Raw genomic sequence first — 23,076 nt, forward strand, 5'->3', positions numbered from 1 at the left:
GCCTCCCCGGCGAGCCGGAGCGGACCGCCGACCGCCCCCGCCGGTCCCTCCTCCGCATCGCCCTCATCTGGACGACGACCGCTCTGCTGGCCGTCCTGGTCGCGGCGGCGCTCCTGTTCCACGCGTCCGGCGGACGCTGGTTCATCGTGCAGACGCCCTCCATGGGCACGGCCGCCCCGGTCGGCACCCTCGTCCTCACCGAGCCGACGGCCCTCGAGGACGTCCGGGTCGGCGACGCGGTCAGCTTCCACCCCACCACCACGCCCGACGAGACCTACACCCACCGGGTCGTCGAGATCGCCGACGACGGCACGCTCCGCACCCAGGGCGACATCAACGGAGCCGTCGATCCGTGGGCCACCGGCCAGGACCAGCTCATCGGAGTCGTCACCACGGCGCTGCCGGTGCTCGGCTGGCTCGTGCGCGGCCTGCCGCTGCTGATCATCGGCGCCGTCCTCGTGCAGCTGCTCACCCGCTTCATCGCCTCGCCCACCCAGCGGGCGTCGATGCGGATCCTCGGCCTCTCGCTCGTCGCGTCCGTCACCGTCTTCGTGCTCCGCCCGCTGGTCGGCATCGTCGTCCTCGAGGCCACGGTCGACAGCGGCACGACGAACGCCACGCTCGTCTCGACGGGCGTCCTCCCCATCCGCGTGAGCGCCGAGGGCGCCGACCCTGTCGACCTGGTCTCCGGACAGGTCGGCCGCCTGCAGATCCCGGCGCACGACGGAGACGCCTACGCCCTCTCCTCCGCTCTGCACCTGCCGTTCTGGGGCTGGGTCCTCTTCGTCCTGCTCTGCGCGATCCCGGTGCTCTACACGGTCTTCGTCGGCCTCCCCGGCGAGCCGGAGCGGACCGCCGAGCGCGGCCGCCGCGCCGCCCGCGAGGAGGAGACGGCATGAGCCGGCACCGCCTCTCCGCCGCCTCACCGGCCGCGCGGCTGCGCACCCTCCTCGCCCGTCCGAGGTCTGCCGCCGCCGCTCTCGCCGCCGCCGCCCTGGCCGCCGTGCTGCTCACCGCCCCCGCCACCTCCGGCGCGTACACCGCCTCGATCCTGAACTCGACCAACACGGTCGGCAGCGCCGCCGCGTTCTTCACCTGCGACGGCGCCCTCGCCGCCGACCGCGGGGCCGCGCTCTTCTCCTACACGCTCGCGCAGCCGAGCGGATCGACGACCGCGCCCGACACGGACTCCGGCCAGTACCCGGGCACCTACCGCTCCACCAGCCTCTTCCCGACCGCGATGGTCAGCTCCGCCGCGACGCCCAAGGCCTGCCCGCGCGACGCGGGCGGCTCGTGGACGCCGAACGGCACCAACCAGTACCTGAGCACGCCGCTGGAGATCAGGAACCCCGGCACCTTCAGCACCGAGATCTGGTTCAAGACCACGAACGCCGGCGGCAAGCTCTTCAGCTTCAGCGCGGGCGCCACCGCTCCCGGCGGCCAGTACGACCGCCACACCTACATCGGCGCCGACGGCAAGCTCGTCTTCGGCGTCTACAACGGCGCCGCGCAGACCATCACGAGCACCCGAGCCGTCAACGACGGGCTCTGGCACCACGTCGTCTCCACGCTCTCGCCGACGGCGGGCATCGCGCTCTGGGTCGACGGCGTGAAGGTCGCCTCGAACAGCACGTACCGCACGGCCGAGAACACGACGGGCACCTGGAAGATCGGATACGACAGCCTGGGCGGCCAGTGGCCGAACGTCGGCTCCTCGTACTTCGGCGGGAGCCTGCGCTACGCCGCGGTGTACTCGACGGTCCTCACGCCGGAGCAGATCCAGACGCACTACACGGCAGGACGCTGAGCGAACGGCCCGGTCGGCGGCGCCTCCGCAGCCCTAGGGTGAGCGGATGACCGCCCCCGCCCTCTCGCGCCGCGCCCGCTTCCACCAGCGGTTCCTCGTGGAGGAGCGCGTGATGGCCCCGGAGGCGCGCCGCGGCCTCGACCGGGCCGGCTTCGGCCTCATCGGCGTCGGCGTCGTCCTCTTCGCGGCCTTCACCGCGCAGGTCGCGAGCGGCACCGGCCTCACCGTCCTCGATCCGGTCGTCGCCGAGTGGTTCCGCGAGAAGCGCTCCGCCGAGGGCACGGTCGTGATGGACGCGCTCGCCACCGTCTTCGGGCCGGTCTACCTGCCGGTCATCATCCTGGCGGTGCTCGTGCTCTGGTTCGTCCTCGCGCGGCACCTCTGGCGGCCGATCCTCCTGGCCGGCGGCATGCTCGTCGGGATGCTCAGCGTGCAGCTGGCCGCTCACCTCGTGATGCGGATGCGCCCGCCGGTCGAGTACATGCTGCTCGGGCCCGACGGAACCTTCTCGTTCCCCTCCGGCCACGTCACCGGCGTGAGCGACTTCTTCCTGATCACCACGTTCCTCCTCGCCTCCCGCCGCTCCTCCCGGAGCTGGATGATCGGGGGCTTCGCGCTCTCGCTCGGGATGATCGCCGGCCAGATCGTCGCCCGGCTCTACCTCGGCTACCACTGGCTGACCGACACGCTCGCCTCGGTGTCGCTCGCCCTGATCGTGCTCGGCTCGGTGATCGTGATCGACACCCGCCGGACCGCGGTCGTGCGGGGCCACGCGGACTGACCGGCGCGGCGCCTCCCTCTGCGGCGAGGAGCCGACCGCGGGAGCAGGCCCTGTCGTCAGCCCCGGTCGGCCGGATCCTCCTCGGTGACGATCGGCACCGGCTCCGTCACGCCGATCGTGCTGACGATCGGGACGATCCCGGTGCGGTTGAACGGCTCCTCGGCGGCCGGCGTCGGCTCGTCGGGCAGCGGTGCGGGGTCGACCGCGGCCGACGCCGACGGGTCGGACGCCGTGAGGCCGGATCCGCTGCCCGACGCCGTGGCGTCCTGTGCGGTGTCCGCCTGCCCGGCCTCGGCGCCGTCGGGGTAGAGGACGTCGGCGGCGAGGGCCTGCTCGATCCCGCGGTCCCGGCGGGTCCGGGCGCGGACCGGCGCCACCGCCCGCACGATCGGGGTGCGCAGGCGGCGGTAGGCGATCCGGCCGAGCGTGACTCCGCCGGCGAGGCCCAGCGCGATCATGCCCGCCTGGAGCAGGAGCTCGATCCCGGCGCTCGGGCCGGCGTTCGAGGTGAGGCCGAGGACGCCGCGGTAGAGGGTGAGGCCGGGCAGGAGGGGGACGATCGCGCACGCGGTCGTCACCACGGCGGGCACCCGCATCCGCTCGGCCAGCATCTCGCCGAGCAGGCCGATCGCCAGCGCCGGGAGGGCGTTGGCCATGAGCGGCGCGAAGCCCGAGGTGGTCAGCGAGTCGGAGACGAGGAACGCACCGGCGCCGGTGAGGGCGGCGATGAGCGCGGGCCGCGGAGGGGTGTGCGACGAGAGCGCCCAGGCGCCCGCCGCGACCCCGGCACCGAGCACCTGCACGGCGGCCGGCCAGGGGCGGGCGTAGGAGTCGACCAGCACCAGCTCGACCCCGAGCGAGCGCGCGCCGTCGAGCACCACGGCGATGCCGACGACGATGCCCAGCGTCAGCAGCCCGACCTCGAGCAGCCGGCCGCCCGCCGTGATCGGGAACCCGTTGATCGCGTCGTCCGCCGCTCCCACGAACGAGAGCCCGGCGAGGAGCACGACCACCCCCGACGCGACGACGAGCGCGGGCGGCAGCACCGCCAGCTCCACGGGCAGCCGCGGCACGACCGCGAGCAGCACCACCGCCACTCCGGTCGCCACCGCGGCACCGGCGATCTGCTGGAAGAAGGCGGGCAGGCCCCAGCGGGCGAGCAGCTGGTTGACCAGGTCGATCGCGGCGGCCGTCGCGGCGGCGAGGAGCACGACGAGGGGTCCGCCCCCGAGCAGGAGCGCGACGCCCGCCGCCATCAGCGCGAGCGTGAGGGTGACGACCCCGCGGCGGTAGCGGTGCGGCTGGACGAGGATCGCGTCGAGCCGGTCGTGCGCGGCCTCGAACTGGTGCCGGGCCTCCTCGCGGGCCTCGGCGGAGTCGACGGCATCGGCGACCCGCACCTCCGGCGAGCCCTCGGTGATGGCGGTGACGAGCGCCGTCACGCGAGCGAGCCGCTCGTAGTCGGCGCTGCGGGAGGGGACGACGCGCAGCACGCTCACGCTGGGGGAGTCGTCGCCTCCGTCGTGCACGACCAGGATCGACGTGAAGGTGAGGTCGACCTGGCACTCGATGCCGTAGGCGCGGCACACCCGCTGGATCGTCTCGGTCACCTCGGCGGCCGCGGACCCCAGCGAGAGCAGCGTCTCGCCCAGCCGCACGGCCAGCTCGAGCACTCCGCGGACCGTCTGCTCGGCGAGGAGCGCGCGCTGCGCTCGACGGCTCACCGGGGCCGCGGGCCGCTGCCCGCCGAGCTTGCCGACGACCTGCTGCAGAAGACGAGGAGAGCGCACCGTTCAGGGTAGGCACGCGGGGGCCGGTCCGGGGACGGGTTGCGGCGGCGGCTTCTGCGCGGATGCCCGGGCAGTAGTCCTCAGAAGCAGGCGAGCACCCGGGTCGTCAGCCAGAGGGCGGCCTCGAGCTCGGTATGCAGCTCCCGGCCGAGGGCGAGCCAGCGCTCCTCCGCCTCGGCGCTCCTCCAGCCCTCGAACACGTCGCATCCGGACGCCCAGAGCTCCTGCCAGCGGAGCAGCGGTCCGTGTAGGGCCTCCGGGACGCCGATCGCACCCGGATCGTCGATCGGGCCGTCGACCGCCCAGAGCGGATACTCCGCGCAGTGGTCCGGGTACAGGCGGAGGTCGGCGAGCCGCCCCTCCCGATCGGCCCGCGCGCGGGCGAGGGTGTCCTCCTCGGTCGCGAACGGCGGGACGATCCACTCGATCTGCGTGACGGGATCGACGACTCGGCGTTCCACGGCTCCTCCTCCGCTCCTCGATGCGCGCACGACGGTAGCAGGGCCGTTCCGCGCCGCATCGGAGGGGGCCTGCCTACACTGGCGAGCGACTGCGTCGGCGAACGGGCGGGCGGGGCGAGGGGTGGGAGCGCATGAGGGTTCACGAGCGCGCGGTGCGGCACGGGCGGCTCCGGCGGCGGTCCGGGGTGCGGACAGTGGTGGTCGGGATCGCGGCGGTGGTCGGCGTCCTCGCCGTCAGCGCCACCTCGCTCGTGGCGATCGCGACGGTGAGCATCAGCCGGAACGTCGCCGACAACGCGGTCGACCTGGGCGTCGCTCCTCCCACCGCCGGGAACGTGCAGATGGGCGCGGTCGAGGGCGGCTTCGACGTCCTGGTGGTCGGCACCGACAACGACGCCACGCAGGGCGACTCCTTCGGCGTCCGCGACGACACGCTCAACGACGTCAACATCCTGCTCCACGTCTCGGCCGACCACCGCAGCGCGACGGTGATCAGCTTCCCGCGCGACCTGATCCTGGACCGTCCCGCGTGCACCGACCCCGAGACGGGCGTCGTCACCGAGGCCGCCGCCGGCGTCCCGCTCAACTCCGCGTTCCAGTACGGCGGGCTCGCCTGCGTCAACGACACCCTGCAGCAGTTCACCGGCCTGACGGTGCCCTACGCCGGCTGGGTGTCCTTCAACGGCGTCATCGAGATGAGCAACGCCGTCGGCGGCGTCCCGATCTGCCTCACGGGTCCGATCCTCGACACCGACTCGGGACTCGACCTGCCCGCCGGCACCTCCACCGTCTCCGGGTCCATGGCCCTCTCGTTCCTCCGCAGCCGCCACGGCGTCGGCGACCAGAGCGACCTCAGCCGCATCTCGTCGCAGCAGCAGTACCTGGCCTCGCTGATGCGCACCGTCCGCTCGGCCGACACCCTCTCGAACATCCCCGCCCTCTACGGACTCGCGCAGGCGACCTCGTCGAACGTGCACCTGTCGACGTCGCTCACGAGCCCGGCGACGATGATCTCGCTCGCCCTCGCGCTGAAGGACGTCGACCTCTCGAAGATGGTGTTCGTGCAGTACCCGGCGCTCGACGACCCGGACTACCCGGGCAAGGTCGTGCCCAACGCCGAGGTCGGGGCCGAGCTCATGAACCGCGTCCTCAACGACCAGCCGGTGACCCTCGCATCCGACGCTCCGGCGGAGGAGGCGCCCGCGGCGGAGGCGCCCGCGGACGGCGGCGCGGCTCCGACGGATCCCGCTCCCGTCGCCGTCGACGCTCCGGGCCAGACCGCGGCGGAGGAGACCTGCGCGGTGCCGTCCGACTGACCCGACGGGTCTCGCGACGGCGAAGGCGCCCGGGCGGTGTGCCCGGGCACCTTCGTCGTCCGCGGTGCGTGGCCGTCTACGCGCGGCGGCGGCGCACCGTCAGGGCGAGACCGCCGAGGATGCCGAAGGCGGCCAGGGCGAGCGGCGCGGTCGTCGAGACGCCGGTCGAGGCGAGGACGGGGCGGTGGCCGCCCGTCTGCGCCGCGGGTCCGGAGCCGGCCGGGTGCCCTGCGGGCCCGGCGCCGACAGGGTGCGCCGTGACCGCGGCGACCGCGGCGGAGCAGTCGGCCTCTCCGGCGATCGGGTCCTCCTCCGTCAGCGTGTAGTCGTAGGAGGTGCTCGCCACGAGACCGCTCGACGTGCCGCGGGCGATGACGCAGTAGATCTCGCTCGCCGGGTCCTGCAGCGGGTACTCGCCGAGGGAGATCAGGCTCCAGCCCAGCGCGTCGACGCCGACCTCGCGGCTCGAGCCGCCGCCCGTGAGCGTCTGGCGCGCACCCGAGGTCGAGAAGACGCCGATCGAGACGGTCTCGTCCGCGCCGAAGCCGAGGAGTGCGCCACCGCTGGTGGGCTGTCCGTCCGCCGGGGCGGGCTCGGGCGAAGCCCCCTGGGGCCAGATCCGGATCGCGGTGCGCGAGGGGACCTGCTCGAGCGACGACGTCACGGAGCGTCCGCTGGTCTCTCCCGTGGCGGTGACGGTGAAGGTGCCCAGCTGGTCCGCCATGGTGTCGGCGTCGAGCAGGACGAAGGCCTCGCCCGAGAGCGGGGTCGGCGCGGGGGGCACGAGGGCGGAGGTGCTGCCGTCGGGCGCTGTGAGCGTGACGGACACGTCCTCGCCGCGGTCGAATCCGCGGAACGAGGCGACGACGCCGTGGATCCGGAACTCTCCGACCTGGATGTCCGCACCGGCCGGGAGCACCCCGCCGTCCTCCCGGTTCTGGAAGACGACGCTCGTGTCGGGCTGCGTCACGGTCAGCTCGACGGCGTCGGAGGCGACACGGGCGCCCGAGGCGTCGAGTCCCTCCGCGACGACGGAGATCGTCTCGCCGGGGAGCGGGAGGTGGGGGTCCACCGCGACGCCGTCCGCGTCGGTGGGGAGCCAGTCCTGGAGGCGGAGCTCGCCGGAGGCGGTGATCACGCTGGTGGTGACGGCCTCCTCCGAGTCGCCGTCGCGGAGCACGACGACGGCGACGGTGCCGGGCTGGAAACCGGTCCCGGACACGTCCAGGCCGCCGGCCCAGCCCTCCGCCGACGGGATCGCGGAGAACGCCGAGCCCGCTTCGTAGGTGGTGCGGTCGAGGGCGATCGCCAGGGGCGACTGCGCGCTCTCGACGGGCGTGATGGTCGCAGCCGGAGTGGGCGCCGGAGTCGAGGCCGGCTGCGGCGTCGCCGTGGGCTCCGGAGTCGCGGTCGGCTCCGCGGCGGGAGCCGGCTCGGCCGGTGCAGGACTCGAGGCGGCGTCCGGGACGACCTCGGTGGCCAGAGCGACGGACGGGAACGCGAGCGCCCCCAGCAGTGCCGCAGTGGTGATGACGGTGACGCCGTGGCGTCGTCGCGCAGAGCGCACGATTCCTGCTTCCTCCGAGCCGCTGATCGCGGTCGGCTTCCCCATGAGCGGGGGACGCTCGCCCCCTGTCGCTGAGTGTGTCCTATGCGGAACCTCAGCCGGTGCCGGATCCTGTAACGATCCGATCACGCCGCTCGGCGCGAAGTGACGGTCCGGTCACGGGCGCGCGCGGCGACCCGGACAGACTGGTGGGCGACGCTCCCCGGGGTCCTCAGACCGGCGGCACGACCAGCAGCACCACGCCGATCGCGGCGCTCATCGCGGCGACCACGCACCAGCGCTCCGCTCGGGTTCCCGCGGGTCCGCGCGTCCGCGCCACGGCGCCGAGACCGATCGCGAGCACGGCGATGCCGACCTGCAGCGCCACGGTGGTGCGGATCAGCGTCCAGGCCTCGAAGACGCTCGCTCCAGCCGATCCCGAGGCGAGCAGCGGCACTCCGCCGACGCCCACCGGTACCAGCAGCAGGCCGGATCCGATCGCGAGCGCCGCGACCAGGTGGGCGAGCACGTCGTCCAGCGCGGTCTGTGGGGGCGCGCCGACCGGCCCGAGAGCGGCGGCGCCAGGCCTCATCGCGACAGTGCGGAGATGCATGGGGCGAGCGTAGGCCCGGACCGCACCCGGGCGGACCCCCTGTGGAGGCCCCTGTCCGGTGGGCATTCCGGAGGAGGATCGGCGCTGGGCGAGTAGTCGAGGGCCCCGCCCTCCGGTCGCTCGTCGACGCCGTCCGGGCGGCTCGCTTCACGCCCGTCAGTCGCTGCTCCCGGTCCAGGTCCCTTCGATCACCTGGATCAGGTCGTGCCGCTCATCGGGGCCCAGATCCGGTTCGAACTCGGCGACGAGCCGGTCCGACCGGTAGACGTCCCTCGTGTTGTACACCGTCGCCTGGCGCGCGAGATCGAGGGAGTGGTAGCGGTGGATCGACGCCCCGGGCCCGTCGACGCCCTCCACGCACCCACGACGATCTCCGCAGGCCTCCCTGCTCGGAGCGGCAGCGCGCTCGAGTCCGTCCAGCTCCGCGCGGGTGACGTCCCGGATCGTGATCCTCGATCTCGAGTCGTCGAGGAGGAGCCCCGCTCCGAAGACGGCGGCTCCGCCGACGACGGCCCCGACGACGAGACCCGCAGCCCCGAAGACGACGGCGGTCCGGCCGACCGTTCCCGTGGCTCTGCTCGTCGCTGTCATGGAGGTCCTCTCTTCGGCCGGCTGCTCGGGCGGACGGCGGAGTGCCACCGCATCCGGAGAACCTCCCAGCGCTCATCGGCGGAGCCAAGAGCGCACACCTCGATGGCAGGAGATGTGGCGCGATCGTCGACGCAGAGGGTGCAGCAGCAGGCTCCGCATCCGCCCGGCGCCTCCGCCTCAGGCGCCGTCTCCGGCAGGATCAGGGGATGCGCCTGCAGACCCTCACCACCGGATCCGGACCGCGACACGTCGGGCTGGTGCACGGGCTCGGTGCGTCGGCGGCGACCTGGGGGCCGTTCGTCGAGCGGCTCGTCGCGACCGGCCGCTACACGGTCACGGCCGTCGATCTGCGCGGGCACGGCGCGAGCGCCCGGGCGGAGTCCTACCGGATCGACGACATGGCCGCCGATCTGGTCGAGTCGCTGCCGGCGGGACTCGACAGCGTGGTCGGCCACTCGCTCGGCGGCGCGGTGCTGCAGCGCGCCGTCGCAGGACTCGCGCCCGGCCGGGCCGTCTACCTCGATCCCGGGTTCGCCCTCGCGCTCCCGACGAGCGGCCTCGCCGGACGGCTGTTCTGGGCGGCGCCGCTACTGTCGCTGGGCCTCGCCCAGCTCGGACAGGCGCGGGCGAGCGCCGCGGTCCGCGCCGCCTACAGCCCGGAGACCCGCGCGCTCCTCGACGACGCGAAGAAGCGGTTCGACGTGCGGATGGCCGTCGGCGTGTTCCGGGACGTCGCCTTCCACCCGGTCCCGGTCGAGGCGCCGGCGGTCCCGTCGACGGTCGTGCTCTCCGACCAGTCGCCGGCGGTGCTGCCTGACGCCCTGGCCGCGCGGCTCGAGCAGCGGGGCTGGCAGGTGCGCCGGCTCCCGGGCGTGCACCACGACATGCAGCTCGAGGACCCTGACCGGACCTTCGCCGCGATCGCCGACGTGCTCTAGCCGGGCGCCCCCTCCGCGGGTCGGGCGCCGGTGAACGGGGATTCCGGGTGCATCCGTACCTCGTGGATCGAGACGGCGGGCGATCCCGGAGGCCCGCCCGCCGTCCTCCTGCGCCCGCCGTCAGCGGACGGTCGTCGCGGCGGTGTCGGCGTTGCTGCGCATCGACGGGTCCGGTGTCCTGACCGAGAACGCGGCGGCGAAGGCGGTCGCGGTGCCGGTGCGCGTGGCCGTGACGGTGATCCTCTCGGTGACGGTCTGCCCGTTCGCGAGACTCGAGCGCGGGAAGATCACGATGCTCCCGATGCGGCTGTACGAGCCCGTGGCGGAGACGAACTGCACGGTCGGGGGGAGGACCACCTTCGAGAAGACGGACGCCGACGTGGAGGGTCCGGCGTTCTTCGTGATGAGCGTGTACGTGAACGTCCTCCCCTTCACCGCGGTGGTCGGAGCGGAGACGTCGACGCGCAGGTCGGCCCTCGTGGTCGCCTTCTGCGGAGAGACGGTCAGCGTGCTCGCCGCCTCGACGGTGCCCGCCGGGTTCACCGCGCGGAGGGTGAAGCCGTACGTCCCCGCGGTGGTCGGGGTGCCGGTGAGGCGGCCTGAGCCGTCGAGGGCGAGCCCGGGAGGCAAAGTGCCCGACGCGACGGTGACGACCGGCGCCGGGGATCCGGTCGCCGTGTACGTGAAGTCGTAGGCGGAGCCGACCACGCCGGCCGCGGCCGTCCCCGAGAGGGTCGGAGCGGTCGCCGCCGGTCCGACGGTGAGGGTGTGCGGCGCGCCGGTGGTGGTGCCGAAGGTGGTGCGGGCGGACACGGTGAAGCAGGACGCCCCCTCGACGGTCGGGGTGCCGGAGAGGACGCCCGCGGAGGTGAGGGTCAGGCCGGCCGGGAGGGACCCGGACGCGAGCTCGAACGTCGACGCGCCGCCGGTGGCGAACGTGTAGGAGAAGGGCGTTCCGAGAGGCGCCGTCGCCGGAGGGGCGTCGGCCGTGAAGACGGGCCGAGCGCCGAGGGCGAGGCTGTGGAAGCTGCCGCCGGACACGGCGGTGGCGCCGGTGAGTCCCGCCGGCACGGAGGCCTCGCCGAAGCCGTCGTAGCCCCAGGCGGTGACGGTGCCGTCGCGGCGCACAGCGAGGCTGTGGTACCCGCCGGCGGCGACGGCGGTGACGTCCGCGAGGCCGTCGGGGACGTCGGACTGGCCGTCGCTGTCGCTGCCCCAAGCGACGACGGTCCCGTCCGAGCGCAGCGCGAGGCTGTGGGAGGCTCCGGCGGAGAGGGCGGTGACGCCGGTGAGTCCCGCGGGCACGTCGGTCTGCCCGAAGGCGTCGTCTCCCCAGGCGGTGACGGTGCCGTCGCGGTGCAGCGCGAGGTCGTGGAAGCGGCCGGCGGCGATGGCGACGACTCCGCTGAGCCTGTCCGGAACGGTCGCCTGGCCGTAGAAGTCGTATCCCCAGGCGGTGACGGTCCCGTCCCCGTGCAGGGCGAGGTTGTGGTAGCCGCCGGCAGCGATGGCGGTGACGTCGGCGAGCCCGTCCGGCACCGTGGCCTGCCCGTCGCCGTCGTCGCCCCAGGCGGTGACGGTCCCGTCCCTCCGCAGGGCGAGGCTGTGGTTCACGCCGGCGTCGACGGCGACGACGTCGTCCAGACCGGTCGGCACGGTGGCCTGCCCGCTGCTGTCCTCGCCCCAGGCGGCGACGGTGCCGTCGCTGCGCAGGGCGAGGCTGTGGGAGCCGCCCGCGGCGATCGCCGTCGCGTCGGTGAGCCCAGCAGGCGCAGCGACCTGCCCGCTGGAGTCGTCACCCCAGCCGACGACACCGGTCGCAGCGGGAGCCGCGGCGACCGCGGACAGGGGAGCCGTGGTCCCGAGGAGGAGCGCGACGGTCGCCGTCAGCGCGAGCAGGCCGAGCGCCGGCCGAGGCCTCGTCCTCTGCTCAGGGGTCGAGTGGGCCGTGCCGGCGTCCGGGTCGGTCGGGCGGGAGGCGGAGGGAGAGCGCATGCTGGAGCCTTCGATCGGGTCGACCGTGGGCGGCCGTCTCCGAACAGTGGCACCCGGTCCCACCGCCGACAACAGCCTCTAGCGGACATGTCCGCAACAGGGCAGGGGCCGGTGCGCGGAGGACGCGGTGGCCTCGTCTCGTCCCCCGCGGAGCATCCCCCACCGGTGCCCGGGGGCGGTCCCGCCGGATCGCGCGCAGGCGTCTCGCGCGGACCGATCGCGGCGAGACGTTCTCCTCCCGGCCACCCGTGCCGGACGGCCCGGCCCCTACCGTGGCCGCATGACAGCAGCGGAGTCAGGACGTCCCGGAGCCCGAGAGCGGAGCTCGAGCCGGATCCTCGTGGCCGGCGCCCTGCTGCTCGCCTCGGCCGGGCTGCAGCAGCTCGCGGCCGTCCAGCGCTGGGCCGTCGCCGGACCGATCCTGGGCGAGCAGGCGATCGAGGACCACCGGTACGACTACTCGTGGCCCGCCGATCCGTGGGAGAACGTCGGATCGGCAGCGCAGCTGCTCGGGATCGGGCACCTCCTCGTCGCTCTCGCCGTCCTCGCCGCGGTCGGTCCGGGACGGCGGCGCCCGGTCGCGGTGATGCGGACCGTGGTCGCCGCGGCGTTCGGCTGCCTCGGCCTGCACGCGGTCCTGTCCGGGATCCTCGGCGCACCGACGATCCTGCAGGCGATGCTCCCGGCGGTCGTGCTGGGACTGGTCGCGCCCACCGCTCTTCTCGCGCTCGCGGTCCTCGTGGCGAGGACGTCGCCCCTCCGCGCAGCGTCGTTCGTCCTCCTGATCGGATCGACGCTGCCCGGCTACCTCGTCGCGACGTTCGCGATCGCTCCCGCGCTCGTCGGCTCTCAGTCGTACGACACCACGCCCTGGACGGAGTCGGTCGTCGCCGCCTCGGTGGCGCTCGCCGGGGCGCCGCTCCTGCTCGAAGCGCTGATCCGCTCGATCGTGCATCGCGCGGGGGCCGTGCCGCGTCGCGAGTCGCCGGGAGCCGACGCGTCCTGATCGAACGGCGGGCTCACCCGGCCCGCTCGGTTGTGCCGATCCCCCCGGACGCGAGGAAGGGCCGCCCCGAGGGACGGCCCTTCCTGCGACTCCGTCGGCCCGCGCTCCTCCAGAGGAGCCGGGCCGACGAGTGCTCAGTGCTGGCGGATCTTGTCGATCAGCTTCCCGCCGAGGTCCTTGACCTTGTCGGTGATGGGGGTGCTCGACTTCGGGCGCTCGGTGACGGTGAACGGCAGGGTGATCGCCTTGCCGGTCTGGTCGCCGGTCACCGTGACGCTGTAGTCGCCGGGCGTGGTGGGCGCCTTCGCCGTGACGGTGAGGCCGCCGCCGGCGAGGTCGCGGGTCGCGGTGCGGTCCGTGAAGAGGGGCGCGGAGCCGATCAGCTGCGTGTCCCCGTTGAAGCCCTTCGCGGTGAGGGTGACGTCGGCTCCGGGGGTGAACGACGAGCCGGAGAGCTCGGCGGTGGCTCCGAAGCTCATCGAGCGGATGTCGCGGTCCACTCCGAGCGCGTTCGTGATGGTGAAGAACGTGTCGGTCTGGTCGGTGAGCCCGGCGACGTTCGCCGCGCCCGGCCCGTAGGCGGCGATGCGCAGCTGCGTTCCGGTGTGCTGCTGCGATCCGCCCTCGGCGGCCGTGCCGTACGACACCTTCATGGTGCTGCCGTCGGCGGTCTTCAGCGCGGTGCTGAGCGAGGTCGGCGGGGTCGAGTCGACGATCTGGCTGGAGTGGGCGTGGTCGGCGGTGACGATGACGAGGGTGTTCCCGTCCGCCTCGGCGAACGCGAGCGCGGCCTGGACGGCCTCGTCGAGGTCGACGGTCTCGCCGATCTGGCCGCACGCGTTCGCGGCGTGGTCCTGCTTGTCGATGCTCGCGCCCTCGACCTGGAGGAAGAAGCCCTTGTCGCCGGTGTCGAGGAGGTCGATCGCCTTCTCGGTCATGGAGCGGAGCGTCGGCTGCTCGGCCGGACGGTCGGGGTTCGCGGCGCAGGTCTGCGGGGCGGCGTCCGCTCCGCCGACCGTCGCCGGGGTGGGCGCGTAGCGGACGGGCAGGTTGCCGGAGTTGAACAGTCCGAGCACGGGCGCGTCCTGGTCGGCGACGGTCAGCGCGTCGAGCTGCGCGGCGGTGGCGGGAGTCGTGGCGTCCCCGAGCACCTGGAAGCCGCGCTCCGCGGCCTGCTGGAACAGCGGCTCACCGCTCCAGTCGCCGGCGCGCGCGACCTGCGCGAAGCTGGCCGACCCTCCGCCGAGGGTCAGGTCGGCGCGGGTGTCGAGGATCTGCTCGCTGATCGAGCCGAGTCCGCCGTTCTCCAGCGCGTCGTCGCCGCAGCTCGCGCTGTCGGGTCCGTAGCAGCTGCGGGCGTCGACGTGGGCGGCCTGCACGGCCGGGGTGGCGTCCTGGATCTCGGCGGTGGTGACGTTGCCGGTCTTCAGGCCGTTCGCCTTCGCGATCTCGAGGAGGGTGTCCTTGCGCTGCTGGTCGATGTCGACCGAGATGGCGTTGTCGTAGGTCTTGGTGCCGGTGGCCCAGGCGCTGCCGGTGGCGGCGGAGTCGGGCACGTAGTCCGGGGCGCCCTTGACGGCGCCCGTCGCCGGGTCGTCCGCGCGGTAAAGCGAGTAGGTCGTGTACTGGCCGGTGATCGGCAGGGCGTCGATCCCGGGGAAGCGGCCGGCCGCTCCGTACTGGTAGTTGCGAGCGACGGTGATCTCCGAATCGCCCATGCCGTCCCCGATGAGGAGGATGACGTTCTTCGCGTCCTGCTCCTTCACCGCTGCGCGCAGCGAGTCGGAGAGGTCGGCGTCGACCGGGGAGATGCGGGCCGCTCCGCCGGTGGCGGAGAGGTCGGCGGCACCGACGGCAGTGGCGGCGCCGGGTGCGGCCAGGGCGGCGGCGCAGACCAGAGCAGCGGCCGAGAGGGCCAGAGCGGAGCGTCCGCGGTTCGCGGAGCGGAACAGTCGTGTCACGTCGTGGACTCCTTGAGAGGTGAGACCCCGGAAAGGGGCACGCTCATCTCACTCCTGATCGCCGCGTCGGTGGGTGAACGGTGATGCATAGCTGAGTGAACTTTCCGACGAGTGCTCTCGGTCGCGGCGGCCCGCCGGAGCGTCCTGCCGACCGGCGTCCTGCCGACCGGCGCTCACCGGGAGCGTCGGTCGGCAGGGGCGCGGTCGCCGGGAGCCTTTCGGGTCAGCGCTGGACGAGCGGGACGGCGATGTCCGTGACGTTCGCGCCGATGGCGCCGAGCGGAGTCGCCGTGCCGTTCAGCAGTCCGATCTCGTAGAGCGACCCGTTGACGGCGGCGAGGCCGACCGAGCCGATGGAGCTGCCGTTGCGGAGGACGGAGTAGATGTCGAAGCCGGTCGCACCCGCTGCGTCGAGGCCGAGCTTCCCGGTCGGCGCCAGGGTGCCGGCGTTGGCCGGGGACTGGATGGCGATCTGGTCGAGGGCCGTGTCGAGGACGAACAGGGTGGTCGCGCTGTTCGCGTCGAGGTCGTTGTTCGTGTACGCGGCCCCGGCGACACCGGTGGCCACGGCGGGCGCGGCGTAGCTGAGCGTGCCGTCGGCGACCGTCGCGGCGCCCGCGGTGGCGAACGGCTGACGGAGGTTCTGGCCCGTGTCGCTGACCACGCGGAGCGCGTTCGCGGCGGGGTTGAAGTCGACGCCGAAGGAGGTGCCGCTCAGCGCCACGGTGAGACGGGTCACCTGGGTGGCCGCGCCGGTGGACGGGTTGATGGAGTAGACGCCGGCGCTCGCCGCGTTGTCCCCGACGCCGTAGAGGGCGCCGTCCTGGACCCGGTAGTCGATGCCGATGAGCGCGGTGTCGCCGCCGGTGAGGCCGGTGACGGCGACGCGGTTCGTGACCTTGCCGGGCTTGGTCGGGTTGAACTGCACGAGCTTCGTGCCGCCGTCGGAGAGTCCGACGACCCGCAGCTTCGCCGCCACGGAGCGGACCGCGTTGATCAGGTTCCTGTCCGACGCGCTGCTGGAGTCGCTGGTCGCCGCGGCCGGAGCGACGCTGCTCGCACCGGCGAGCACGGGTGCCACCGCCATCACGCCCGCGACGGCGACAGCTGCGATACCGACTCTGATGTTCCTGGTCATCGTGCACTCCTCGAGACTTGCGGTCGCCGGAGATCGGCGGCTCGGAGGGGGATACCGTCCGGAGCGCGCGAGCGTTCATCCGATCCGGAGATCCGTGCCCCGTCACTCCGGCGAGCCGTCGGCGAACCGTCGGAGCGCGGCGGCGTAGCGGTCCGGGTCCCGGTGGTCGCTGTCGGTCAGGATCAGCACCGAGCCGGAGACGGCGCGGGTGTACTCGCTGCGGCAGGGGAGGGTGACCACCGTCCTCAGTCCGGCCTCCCAGGCGGGGACGAGGGAGCCGAGGCAGCGCCGCTCGGGGGCGGCGTCCAGCGGGACGTCCCGCGCGTCCATCCGGGTGGATCGCAGCTCGCCGTGCCAGGCGCTGAAAGGCGCTCCGAGGGAGTCGTCGCCGAAGCGCTCCCGCCAGCCGGGGCCGCGCGCGAGGTCGAGGAGGCGTGCGCGCTCGGGGGATCCGTCGGCGGTGCTGGAGAGCTGCCGGAGGAGCGGGCCGGTCTCGACCGCCAGATGCTCGACGCAGTCCTGCCACAGCTGAGGCCAGGCGCGCTGCTCGTCGGCGCCGGGCTCCGCCGACCCGACCCGCTCCGGGGACCGCTCGAGCGGCGGAGGCCCGTCGACCGCCGGAGTGAAGCCCCACGCTTCGCGGATCCAGAGGAGCTCGAGCAGCGCCGAGGGGTTGTCCTCGACCGTGATGACCATCTGCGACGGCCAGGGGTCGCCGGGAAGAGGACGGGATGCGCGCATGGGAGGGGCTCCTTCCGAGGGGATGAGGTCGGATCGTGCCGGAGAAGGCTCCAGGGAGGCTGGGCTCGCGTCGGCCGACGCGCCACTCCTCCCGGCGACCGGCGGCATCGCCGATGATCGTCCCCGCCGGCGATCGAGGACGGCGCCGAGCGCCTCCCGAATGTCGGTGCCCCCGACCTACACTCGGACGCGTTCGAACACATGTTCGATGCGACGAGGAGGGAGCCGACCATGGGCGTGACCGTCGTGGAGCGCATCGCGACCCCGGCCTCGGACGCCGTCGCCGTCACCTTCCTCGTCACCAGCGAGGCCGTGGCGGCGGGGTTCCCGTCGCCGGCGCAGGACTACTTCGACGGGTCCCTCGACCTCAACGACCACCTGATCCGCGACAGGACGTCGACGTTCATCGTCCGTGTCTCGGGCGAGAGCATGGTCGGCGCGGGCATCAGCGACGGCGACGAGCTCGTGGTCGACCGGTCGATCACGCCGACGCACGGGAGCGTGGTCATCGCGATCCTCGACGGCGAGCTGACCGTGAAGCGCCTCGAGCTGCACCCCGGGGGAGTGGTGCTGCGGGCCGAGAACCCGGAGTACCCGCCGATCCACGTCGCCGAGCTGAGCGACCTCCAGGTGTGGGGCGTCGTCACCGTCTGCCTCCACCGGCTGCACCGTGCGCTCTGAGCGGCGCATCGCCCTGGTCGACGTGAACTCGTTCTACGTCTCCTGCGAGCGGCTGTTCGATCCGAGGCTCGCGGGCCGGCCCGTCGTCGTCCTCTCGAACAACGACGGCTGCGTGGTCGCCCGCTCCGACGAGGTGAAGAGGCTCGGGATCGAGAACGGCACGCCCTGGTTCCAGATCGAGCCGCTCATCCGCTCCGGTCGCCTCCCGGAGGTGATCGCCCGATCGAGCAACTACGAGCTGTACGGCGAGCTGTCCGCGCGCGTGATGGAGCTGCTGGGCCGCTACTCCGCCTGGCAGGAGGTGTACTCGATCGACGAGTCCTTCCTCGGTGTCGACGGCGACGTGGCGGAGCGGGCGAAGGTCGGCCGGGCGATGCGGGCGGCCGTCGCGAAGAACGTCGGGCTGCCCGTCTGCGTCGGCTTCGGACCGAGCAAGACTCTCGCGAAGTTCGTCAACAAGGGCGGAGCGAAGAAGCACCCGCGCCTGGGGGGCGTCTGCGACACGGACTGGTACACGCCCGAGCAGCTCGACGCGCTCATGGCCTCGCAGCACGTCACCGAGCTGTGGGGAGTCGCCGGCCGCACAGGGAAGCGCCTCGCGGAGCTGTCCATCCACACCGTCCGCGACCTCCGCGACGCGGACCCCGCGCTGATCCGCAAGAAGTTCTCGGTCGTCCTGCAGCGCTCCGTCTACGAGCTGCGCGGCGTCGACTGCATCCCGCTCGAGGCCGCCCGCACCGTCCGCGACCAGCTGATCTTCTCCCGGTCGTTCGCCACTCCCGTGACGACGATCAGCGACATGGAGCAGGTGCTCTCCGTCTACGCGCAGCGCGCCGCCCACCGCCTCCGCGCGCAGGAGTCGGTCACCAGGACGATGAGCGTGTTCGCGTCGACGTCGCCGTTCGCGGACGCGCCCTACGAGTCCGCCGGCGGCCTGGCCGGCTTCCCCGTCCCCACGGACGACCCGGTGGCGATGGTGAGGGCCGCGATCGGCACCCTGCGCCCGCGGCTGCGGGAGGGCGCGCGCTACGTGCGGGCCGGCGTCATCCTCACGAACCTGTCGCCCCGGAACTCCCACGCGCTGCTCGAGATCTTCGACACCGCCTTCGACACGAAGGGCCTCGGCGCCACCATCGACGCCGTGACCAAGCGCCACGGCCGGTCCGCGGTCGGCCTCGGGCTGGCAGGCATCCGCACGGGGCCGGTGTGGACGATGAAGCGCGACGCCCTCTCGCTCCGGGCGACGACGCACTGGGGCGAGCTGGCGACGGCTCACGCGCGGTGAGCCCGCCGGCGGGGAGATCGGGTCATCCGACGCGTAGGCGCCCGGGGCGCTCTCGGGCAGGCTCGTCGCCATCGACGAGTGTCGGTGCGGGGACGGCGGGAGGACCCATGGCCGAGAGCTGGCAGGACGCATCGGTGCGGGGCGTCGCGATGATCGAGAACGAGCTGGTCGTGCGCGACTTCCTCGAGGTGTGGAGCGCTCGCGACAGCCGCCAGCTCATCCCGTTCCTGCATCCGGAGGTCGTCTACAGCGCGTCGAGCTCGCAGGAGATCGCGGGGCGGGCGCGGGTCCTCGAGATGTGCGACGAGGTCCACCGGGCGTTCACCGAGATCCGGATCGCCCTCGTCACGATCGCCGTCGCCGGCAGCGTCGTCCTCACCGAGCACGCCCTGCACCTCCGCTCGGACACGGGGGAGGGCCACTGGCTCCGCTGCTTCGGGAGCTACGAGCTCCGCGGCGAGCAGATCGTCACCTGGCGGCAGCTCCATGGGTGAGGGCCGCGCGTGACGGCGGTGACCGGCCCCGCGCGCCTCAGGCTCGCCCTGGTGCTGCTGGCCATCGCCTCGGGCGCGACCGACGCGTTCGCGTTCCTCCTGCTCGGCGGCATCTTCACCGCGAACATGACGGGCAACCTGGTGCTGCTGGGGCTGTACCCCCGCTCCGCCTGGCTGACGACCGCGGCCGGAGCGGTCACGGCGATCGTCTTCTTCGCCGGAGCGGTCTACGCCGGGTTCCGCACGACGCGGGCGCGCACGTCGTCGACCGGCGACGGGAGACGTCCGCTCCGCGCGATCGCCCTCGTGGGGGTCGTCCTCCAGCTCGCCGTCGCGGTCGCCTGGCCGACGGTGCAGGGCGGCAGATCGCTGCTCGTGGACTGCGCGTTCATCGCGACCAGCGCGGCGGCGCTCGGGCTGCAGACCGTGCTCGCGAAGCGGATCTCCGGCGCCGCCGGCCTGACGACCACGTTCGTCACGGGCACGCTCACGAGCCTGATGCAGGAGCTCGCCGAGCGCTCGTCCGGGTCGAGGACCCTCCAGGCGCTCATCGTCGCGAGCCTCGCGGTCGGGGCCGTCGTCGGAGCGGCGACCGTGACGCTCGCTCCGGCCTGGGCTCCGACGCCGGCCCTCGTGCTCTCGGCGCTCGCCGTCGTGCTGCTCTTCGCACACCGGACGCGAGCCGTGCCCGCGGGAGCGGAGCCCGGGGCCCCGCGTCCCGCGTGACCGGAATCAGGCGTCGAGCGCCCACTTCGGCCGGACCCAGTGGCAGGTGTAGCCACCGGGGTGCTTGCGCAGGTAGTCCTGGTGCTCCTCCTCGGCGTCCCAGAACTCGCCGGCGGGCTCGACCTCGGTGACGACCGGTCCGGGCCAGCGGCCCGACGCGTCGATCTCGGTGATCGTCTGACGCGCGACCCTCTCCTGCTCAGGCGAGAGGAAGAGGATCACGGAGCGGTAGGCCGTGCCGATGTCGTTGCCCTGACGGTTCTTCGTCGTCGGGTCGTGCACCTGGAAGAAGAACTCGAGCAGGTCGCGGTAGGAGAGCTGCTCGGGATCGAACTCGATCTCGACCGCCTCCGCGTGGTCGCCGTGGTGGCGGTAGGTCGCGTTCGGCGTGCTGCCGCCGGCGTACCCGGCGCGGGTGCTGAAGACGCCCGGCATGTCGCGGATGAGCTCCTGGAGCCCCCAGAAGCATCCGCCCGCGAGGATCGCGCGCTCCTCGGCCATCAGACGCCTGCCTTCGTGTCGTGCGCGGACTCGCGCGGAGAGATCATCATGCGGGCAAGTCCATCACGGCCGGGGACGTCGCGGCGAGCGTCGGACGACTCTCGGAGCAGACCGTCGGCGGGGGAGCCGAGCGTGTCCCGCCCGAGCGCTCCGTCACTGCGATCGGTACGCCGCCGGAGATGCACCGGTGGGAACGAGTCATCTGACCGGGTCGCTCCGGGTGCCCCCGTTCCTACGCTCGTCGGTACAACCGAGGAGAGAGCGGAGCGGACCATGGAGCAGCCGAACGTCGAGACGCGCAGTGCACGGCGGGTGATCGAGACCCTGACCGCCAACGGCGTGAAGTACGTCTTCGGGATCCCGGGAGCGAAGATCGACGCGGTCTTCGACGTCCTCGCCGACGAGGGGCCGGAGCTGATCGTCTGCCGGCACGAGCAGAACGCCGCCTTCATGGCCGCCGCGGTGGGACGGCTGACGGGCAGCCCGGGCGTCGTCCTCGTGACCTCCGGCCCCGGCACGACCAACCTCGCCACCGGCCTGCTCACGGCCAACACGGAGCAGGACCCGGTCGTCGCGCTCGCCGGGGCCGTGCAGCTCTCCGACCGCCTCAAGCGCACGCACCAGTCGATGGACGCGGCCGCCTTCCTCACCACCGTGACGAAGTACACGGTCGAGTCGACGGATCCGGACGACGTCTCGGAGGCGGTCAGCAACGCCTTCCGCGCCGCGGTCACCGAGCCCCGAGGCGCCGCGGCGGTCGTCCTGTCGGCCAGCGTGATGGCCGCGCCGACCTCGCAGGTCATCACCCGGGCGGCCACGGGGCCGACGAGCGGTCCGGCGCGCGCCGAGGACCTCACGCACGCCGCCGACCTGATCAACACCGCGGAGCGGCCCGTCCTCCTCGTGGGACTCCGCGCGTCGGAGCCGGCGACCGTCGCGGCCCTGCGGGTCCTGATCAGCGAGACGGAGCTGCCGGTGATCGAGACGTTCCAGGCGGCCGGCCTCGTCTCCCGCGAGCTCGAGGACCACTACCTCGGCCGCGTCGGCCTGTTCAAGAACCAGCCCGCCGACCTCGCCCTCGCCGAGTCCGACCTCGTCGTCGCGATCGGCTACGACGCCGTCGAGTACGACCCCGTGATCTGGAACAGCGACGTCGACCGCCGGATCGTCCACATCGACTCCGTCGACGCCCCGCTGGACAACCACTACCTGCCCGCGCTGGAGCTGAAGGGCGACCTCGCGCAGACCGTCACGGCCCTCACGCCCCTCGTCTCCGGCCTGCAGCTCGACGAGGACGCGGCCGACCGGGTCGCCCGGCACCGGAGCGAGCTGGAGCGGATCGACGACGCGGCGCGGACGGCCGAGGCGGCTCCCGGGACCGTCGATCCCGCCCGCCTCGTGCTCCTGATGCGCGACCTGCTCTCGGACGACGCCACCGTGGCGTGCGACATCGGCTCGAACTACATCTTCATGGCCCGGCACTTCCGCGTGTACGAGCCCAAGCACCTGCTCTTCTCGAACGGGCAGCAGACCCTCGGCGTCTCCTTCCCGTGGGGCATGGCGGCGAGCCTCCTGCGCCCCGGGACCCCGGTGGTCTCCGTCTCGGGTGACGGAGGGTTCCTGTTCTCCGCGACGGAGATCGAGACGGCGACGCGGCTCGGCCTCTCGTTCACGCACGTGATCATGCGGGACGACACCTACGACATGGTCGGCTTCCAGCAGCTGCTGAAGTACGGCCGCAAGTCCGGGGTCCAGCTCGGCGACTACGACATCGAGAAGTTCGCCGCGGCGTTCGGCGCCACGGGCAGGCGGGTGAGCGGCCTCGCCGAGTTCGAGGAGGCCTTCCGCGCCTCCCTCGCCGAGCCGGGCGTCTCGATCATCGACGTCGCGGTGGACTACAGCCGCAACGTCGACATCGCCGCCCACCTGGTCGAGGACGCCTTCGAATGAGCACGCACACGGTCGACTCGACCGACGACTACGCGATCTACCAGAGCTCGACCATGGCCGCGCTGCTGGCCGGGGTGTACGACGGGGACCTGACGATCCGCGAGCTGCTCACCCACGGCGACCTCGGGCTGGGCACCTTCAACCACCTGGACGGCGAGATGGTGATCGTCGACGGCGTCTGCTACCACCTGCGCAGCGACGGCTCCGTCCAGGTCGCGGACGGCGACGACCGGACGCCCTTCGCCGCCGTGCTGCCCTTCCACGCGACCACGACGTTCACGGTCGAGGAGCCGACCGGTCTCGCCGGACTCACCCGGCTGATCGACGACGCGGTCGACGGCGGGAACATCCCCGTCGCCCTGCGGATCGACGGCCGGTTCACCGAGGTCCGCACACGGACCGTGGGCGCGCAGACCGAGCCGTACCCGCCCCTGATCGAGGCGACCGCCCACCAGAGCGTCACCGGCATCGCCGACACCCGCGGCACGATCGCGGGCTTCCGCACTCCGCAGTTCGAGCAGGCCGTGTCGGTCCCCGGGTATCACCTGCACTACGTCGACGACGCCCGCGAGAAGGGCGGGCACGTCCTCGACGTGACCGTGGCCGAGGTGACGGTCTCGCTCACGACCGTCGCCGGACTGCACCTCGCGCTTCCGGAGACGGACCAGTTCCGCCGGGCGGACCTGGCGATGAAGGACATCGCGGCGCAGGAGGCGCGAGCGGAGGGGTGAGGCGGGCGGGACCTCCGGGGAGAC

The 23,076-nt window shown here is 73.2% G+C and carries 22 protein-coding genes; 12 read left to right on the forward strand and 10 right to left on the reverse strand.

Annotation, left to right across the window (positions count from 1 at the left end; translation table 11 throughout):
* From C5C95_RS17460 to C5C95_RS10055, 3 genes are all read left to right on the forward strand, one after another.
* The coding region (locus C5C95_RS17460; protein ID WP_104324360.1) for a S26 family signal peptidase at nucleotides 1-899 on the forward strand (899 nt) is incomplete at its 5' end.
* Nucleotides 896-1,807 carry a LamG domain-containing protein gene (locus C5C95_RS10050; protein WP_104324361.1) on the forward strand — a complete coding sequence of 304 codons (912 nt, stop codon included), beginning with the start codon at nucleotides 896-898 and terminating at the stop codon, nucleotides 1,805-1,807. The genes C5C95_RS17460 and C5C95_RS10050, both read left to right, overlap by 4 nt.
* Before the next feature lie 46 nt (nucleotides 1,808-1,853).
* Complete coding sequence (locus C5C95_RS10055) at nucleotides 1,854-2,588, forward strand: phosphatase PAP2 family protein (RefSeq protein ID WP_104234004.1); 735 nt, start codon at nucleotides 1,854-1,856, stop codon at nucleotides 2,586-2,588.
* 56 nt (nucleotides 2,589-2,644) lie between these two features.
* On the opposite strand, the gene C5C95_RS10060 is transcribed toward C5C95_RS10055, so the two are convergent.
* Together C5C95_RS10060 and C5C95_RS10065 are read right to left on the reverse strand one after the other, a co-directional pair.
* Nucleotides 2,645-4,378: a threonine/serine exporter ThrE family protein gene (locus C5C95_RS10060; RefSeq protein ID WP_104324362.1), complete on the reverse strand. Its 1,734-nt coding sequence runs from the start codon at nucleotides 4,376-4,378 to the stop codon at nucleotides 2,645-2,647.
* An 80-nt stretch (nucleotides 4,379-4,458) separates the two neighbouring features.
* On the reverse strand, nucleotides 4,459-4,839 hold the full coding sequence (locus C5C95_RS10065) for a hypothetical protein (RefSeq protein WP_104324363.1): 381 nt from the start codon (nucleotides 4,837-4,839) through the stop codon (nucleotides 4,459-4,461).
* A gap of 131 nt (nucleotides 4,840-4,970) precedes the next feature.
* Here C5C95_RS10065 and C5C95_RS10070 point away from each other — a divergent pair, with 131 nt between their 5' ends.
* Entirely contained in the window at nucleotides 4,971-6,155 is a 1,185-nt protein-coding gene (locus C5C95_RS10070) for an LCP family protein (protein WP_104234001.1), read from the forward strand.
* Nucleotides 6,156-6,231: 76 nt separating this feature from the next.
* Here C5C95_RS10070 and C5C95_RS10075 read toward each other — a convergent pair whose 3' ends face one another.
* The 3 genes from C5C95_RS10075 to C5C95_RS10085 form a co-directional block, all read right to left on the reverse strand.
* A complete protein-coding gene (locus tag C5C95_RS10075; RefSeq protein WP_146087071.1) occupies nucleotides 6,232-7,722 on the reverse strand; it encodes a hypothetical protein in 1,491 nt (496 codons plus the stop codon).
* 211 nt (nucleotides 7,723-7,933) lie between these two features.
* Nucleotides 7,934-8,314 (reverse strand): hypothetical protein, encoded by a 381-nt coding sequence (locus C5C95_RS10080; RefSeq protein WP_146087072.1) that lies wholly within the window; start codon nucleotides 8,312-8,314, stop codon nucleotides 7,934-7,936.
* Between the two features lie 156 nt (nucleotides 8,315-8,470).
* A complete protein-coding gene (locus C5C95_RS10085; protein ID WP_104324366.1) occupies nucleotides 8,471-8,905 on the reverse strand; it encodes a hypothetical protein in 435 nt (144 codons plus the stop codon).
* Between the two features lie 206 nt (nucleotides 8,906-9,111).
* Between C5C95_RS10085 and C5C95_RS10090 the strand changes: the two genes are divergently transcribed.
* Nucleotides 9,112-9,843: an alpha/beta fold hydrolase gene (locus C5C95_RS10090; protein WP_104324367.1), complete on the forward strand. Its 732-nt coding sequence runs from the start codon at nucleotides 9,112-9,114 to the stop codon at nucleotides 9,841-9,843.
* A gap of 120 nt (nucleotides 9,844-9,963) precedes the next feature.
* Here the strand turns inward: C5C95_RS10090 and C5C95_RS10095 are convergent, their stop codons facing one another.
* Nucleotides 9,964-11,838: a DUF11 domain-containing protein gene (locus tag C5C95_RS10095; RefSeq protein WP_104324368.1), complete on the reverse strand. Its 1,875-nt coding sequence runs from the start codon at nucleotides 11,836-11,838 to the stop codon at nucleotides 9,964-9,966.
* Between the two features lie 280 nt (nucleotides 11,839-12,118).
* Between C5C95_RS10095 and C5C95_RS10100 the strand changes: the two genes are divergently transcribed.
* Nucleotides 12,119-12,844: a hypothetical protein gene (locus C5C95_RS10100; RefSeq protein WP_146081503.1), complete on the forward strand. Its 726-nt coding sequence runs from the start codon at nucleotides 12,119-12,121 to the stop codon at nucleotides 12,842-12,844.
* Nucleotides 12,845-12,978: 134 nt separating this feature from the next.
* Here the strand turns inward: C5C95_RS10100 and phoA are convergent, their stop codons facing one another.
* From phoA to C5C95_RS10115, 3 genes are all read right to left on the reverse strand, one after another.
* Nucleotides 12,979-14,805, reverse strand: coding sequence for an alkaline phosphatase (phoA, locus tag C5C95_RS10105; protein ID WP_258072655.1), 1,827 nt, complete (start codon nucleotides 14,803-14,805; stop codon nucleotides 12,979-12,981).
* 223 nt (nucleotides 14,806-15,028) lie between these two features.
* Entirely contained in the window at nucleotides 15,029-15,943 is a 915-nt protein-coding gene (locus tag C5C95_RS10110) for a DUF4394 domain-containing protein (RefSeq protein WP_219814753.1), read from the reverse strand.
* A 102-nt stretch (nucleotides 15,944-16,045) separates the two neighbouring features.
* Complete coding sequence (locus tag C5C95_RS10115; protein ID WP_104324369.1) at nucleotides 16,046-16,684, reverse strand: hypothetical protein; 639 nt, start codon at nucleotides 16,682-16,684, stop codon at nucleotides 16,046-16,048.
* A 231-nt stretch (nucleotides 16,685-16,915) separates the two neighbouring features.
* On the opposite strand from C5C95_RS10115, the gene C5C95_RS10120 reads away from it, so the two are divergent.
* From C5C95_RS10120 to C5C95_RS10135, 4 genes are all read left to right on the forward strand, one after another.
* The gene (locus C5C95_RS10120; RefSeq protein WP_104238880.1) at nucleotides 16,916-17,365 is read left to right on the forward strand and encodes a LexA family transcriptional regulator; all 450 of its coding nucleotides are present in this window, start codon (nucleotides 16,916-16,918) and stop codon (nucleotides 17,363-17,365) included.
* Nucleotides 17,355-18,650 carry a Y-family DNA polymerase gene (locus C5C95_RS10125; RefSeq protein ID WP_104315379.1) on the forward strand — a complete coding sequence of 432 codons (1,296 nt, stop codon included), beginning with the start codon at nucleotides 17,355-17,357 and terminating at the stop codon, nucleotides 18,648-18,650. Before C5C95_RS10120 ends, C5C95_RS10125 begins: the two co-directional genes overlap by 11 nt.
* Before the next feature lie 107 nt (nucleotides 18,651-18,757).
* Nucleotides 18,758-19,144 carry a nuclear transport factor 2 family protein gene (locus C5C95_RS10130; RefSeq protein ID WP_104247117.1) on the forward strand — a complete coding sequence of 129 codons (387 nt, stop codon included), beginning with the start codon at nucleotides 18,758-18,760 and terminating at the stop codon, nucleotides 19,142-19,144.
* Between the two features lie 9 nt (nucleotides 19,145-19,153).
* Nucleotides 19,154-19,870 carry a YoaK family protein gene (locus C5C95_RS10135; RefSeq protein ID WP_104268982.1) on the forward strand — a complete coding sequence of 239 codons (717 nt, stop codon included), beginning with the start codon at nucleotides 19,154-19,156 and terminating at the stop codon, nucleotides 19,868-19,870.
* Between the two features lie 6 nt (nucleotides 19,871-19,876).
* Here the strand turns inward: C5C95_RS10135 and msrA are convergent, their stop codons facing one another.
* Nucleotides 19,877-20,371: a peptide-methionine (S)-S-oxide reductase MsrA gene (gene msrA, locus C5C95_RS10140; RefSeq protein ID WP_104226547.1), complete on the reverse strand. Its 495-nt coding sequence runs from the start codon at nucleotides 20,369-20,371 to the stop codon at nucleotides 19,877-19,879.
* 273 nt (nucleotides 20,372-20,644) lie between these two features.
* Between msrA and alsS the strand changes: the two genes are divergently transcribed.
* A complete protein-coding gene (gene alsS, locus C5C95_RS10145; protein ID WP_104324370.1) occupies nucleotides 20,645-22,321 on the forward strand; it encodes an acetolactate synthase AlsS in 1,677 nt (558 codons plus the stop codon).
* Nucleotides 22,318-23,052, forward strand: a complete 735-nt coding sequence (gene budA / locus C5C95_RS10150) for an acetolactate decarboxylase (protein ID WP_104223295.1) — start codon at nucleotides 22,318-22,320, stop codon at nucleotides 23,050-23,052. The genes alsS and budA overlap by 4 nt, the downstream gene beginning before the upstream one ends.
* The last annotated feature ends 24 nt before the right edge of the window (nucleotides 23,053-23,076 follow it).

This window comes from Rathayibacter sp. AY1B7 (assembly GCF_002932735.1).
Lineage (GTDB): Bacteria > Actinomycetota > Actinomycetes > Actinomycetales > Microbacteriaceae > Rathayibacter.

Excerpts from the sequence above, each read along its gene's own strand:
- C5C95_RS10050 (WP_104324361.1), top strand. The coding sequence starts at position 896 with ATGAGCCGGCACCGCCTCTCCGCCGCCTCACCGGCCGCGCGGCTGCGC.
- C5C95_RS10055 (WP_104234004.1), top strand. The coding sequence starts at position 1,854 with ATGACCGCCCCCGCCCTCTCGCGCCGCGCCCGCTTCCACCAGCGGTTC.
- C5C95_RS10070 (WP_104234001.1), top strand. The coding sequence starts at position 4,971 with ATGAGGGTTCACGAGCGCGCGGTGCGGCACGGGCGGCTCCGGCGGCGG.
- C5C95_RS10080 (WP_146087072.1), bottom strand. The coding sequence starts at position 8,314 with ATGCATCTCCGCACTGTCGCGATGAGGCCTGGCGCCGCCGCTCTCGGG.
- C5C95_RS10085 (WP_104324366.1), bottom strand. The coding sequence starts at position 8,905 with ATGACAGCGACGAGCAGAGCCACGGGAACGGTCGGCCGGACCGCCGTC.
- C5C95_RS10090 (WP_104324367.1), top strand. The coding sequence starts at position 9,112 with ATGCGCCTGCAGACCCTCACCACCGGATCCGGACCGCGACACGTCGGG.
- C5C95_RS10095 (WP_104324368.1), bottom strand. The coding sequence starts at position 11,838 with ATGCGCTCTCCCTCCGCCTCCCGCCCGACCGACCCGGACGCCGGCACG.
- C5C95_RS10100 (WP_146081503.1), top strand. The coding sequence starts at position 12,119 with ATGACAGCAGCGGAGTCAGGACGTCCCGGAGCCCGAGAGCGGAGCTCG.
- C5C95_RS10110 (WP_219814753.1), bottom strand. The coding sequence starts at position 15,943 with ATGACCAGGAACATCAGAGTCGGTATCGCAGCTGTCGCCGTCGCGGGC.
- C5C95_RS10115 (WP_104324369.1), bottom strand. The coding sequence starts at position 16,684 with ATGCGCGCATCCCGTCCTCTTCCCGGCGACCCCTGGCCGTCGCAGATG.
- C5C95_RS10120 (WP_104238880.1), top strand. The coding sequence starts at position 16,916 with ATGGGCGTGACCGTCGTGGAGCGCATCGCGACCCCGGCCTCGGACGCC.
- C5C95_RS10130 (WP_104247117.1), top strand. The coding sequence starts at position 18,758 with ATGGCCGAGAGCTGGCAGGACGCATCGGTGCGGGGCGTCGCGATGATC.
- msrA (WP_104226547.1), bottom strand. The coding sequence starts at position 20,371 with ATGGCCGAGGAGCGCGCGATCCTCGCGGGCGGATGCTTCTGGGGGCTC.
- alsS (WP_104324370.1), top strand. The coding sequence starts at position 20,645 with ATGGAGCAGCCGAACGTCGAGACGCGCAGTGCACGGCGGGTGATCGAG.
- budA (WP_104223295.1), top strand. The coding sequence starts at position 22,318 with ATGAGCACGCACACGGTCGACTCGACCGACGACTACGCGATCTACCAG.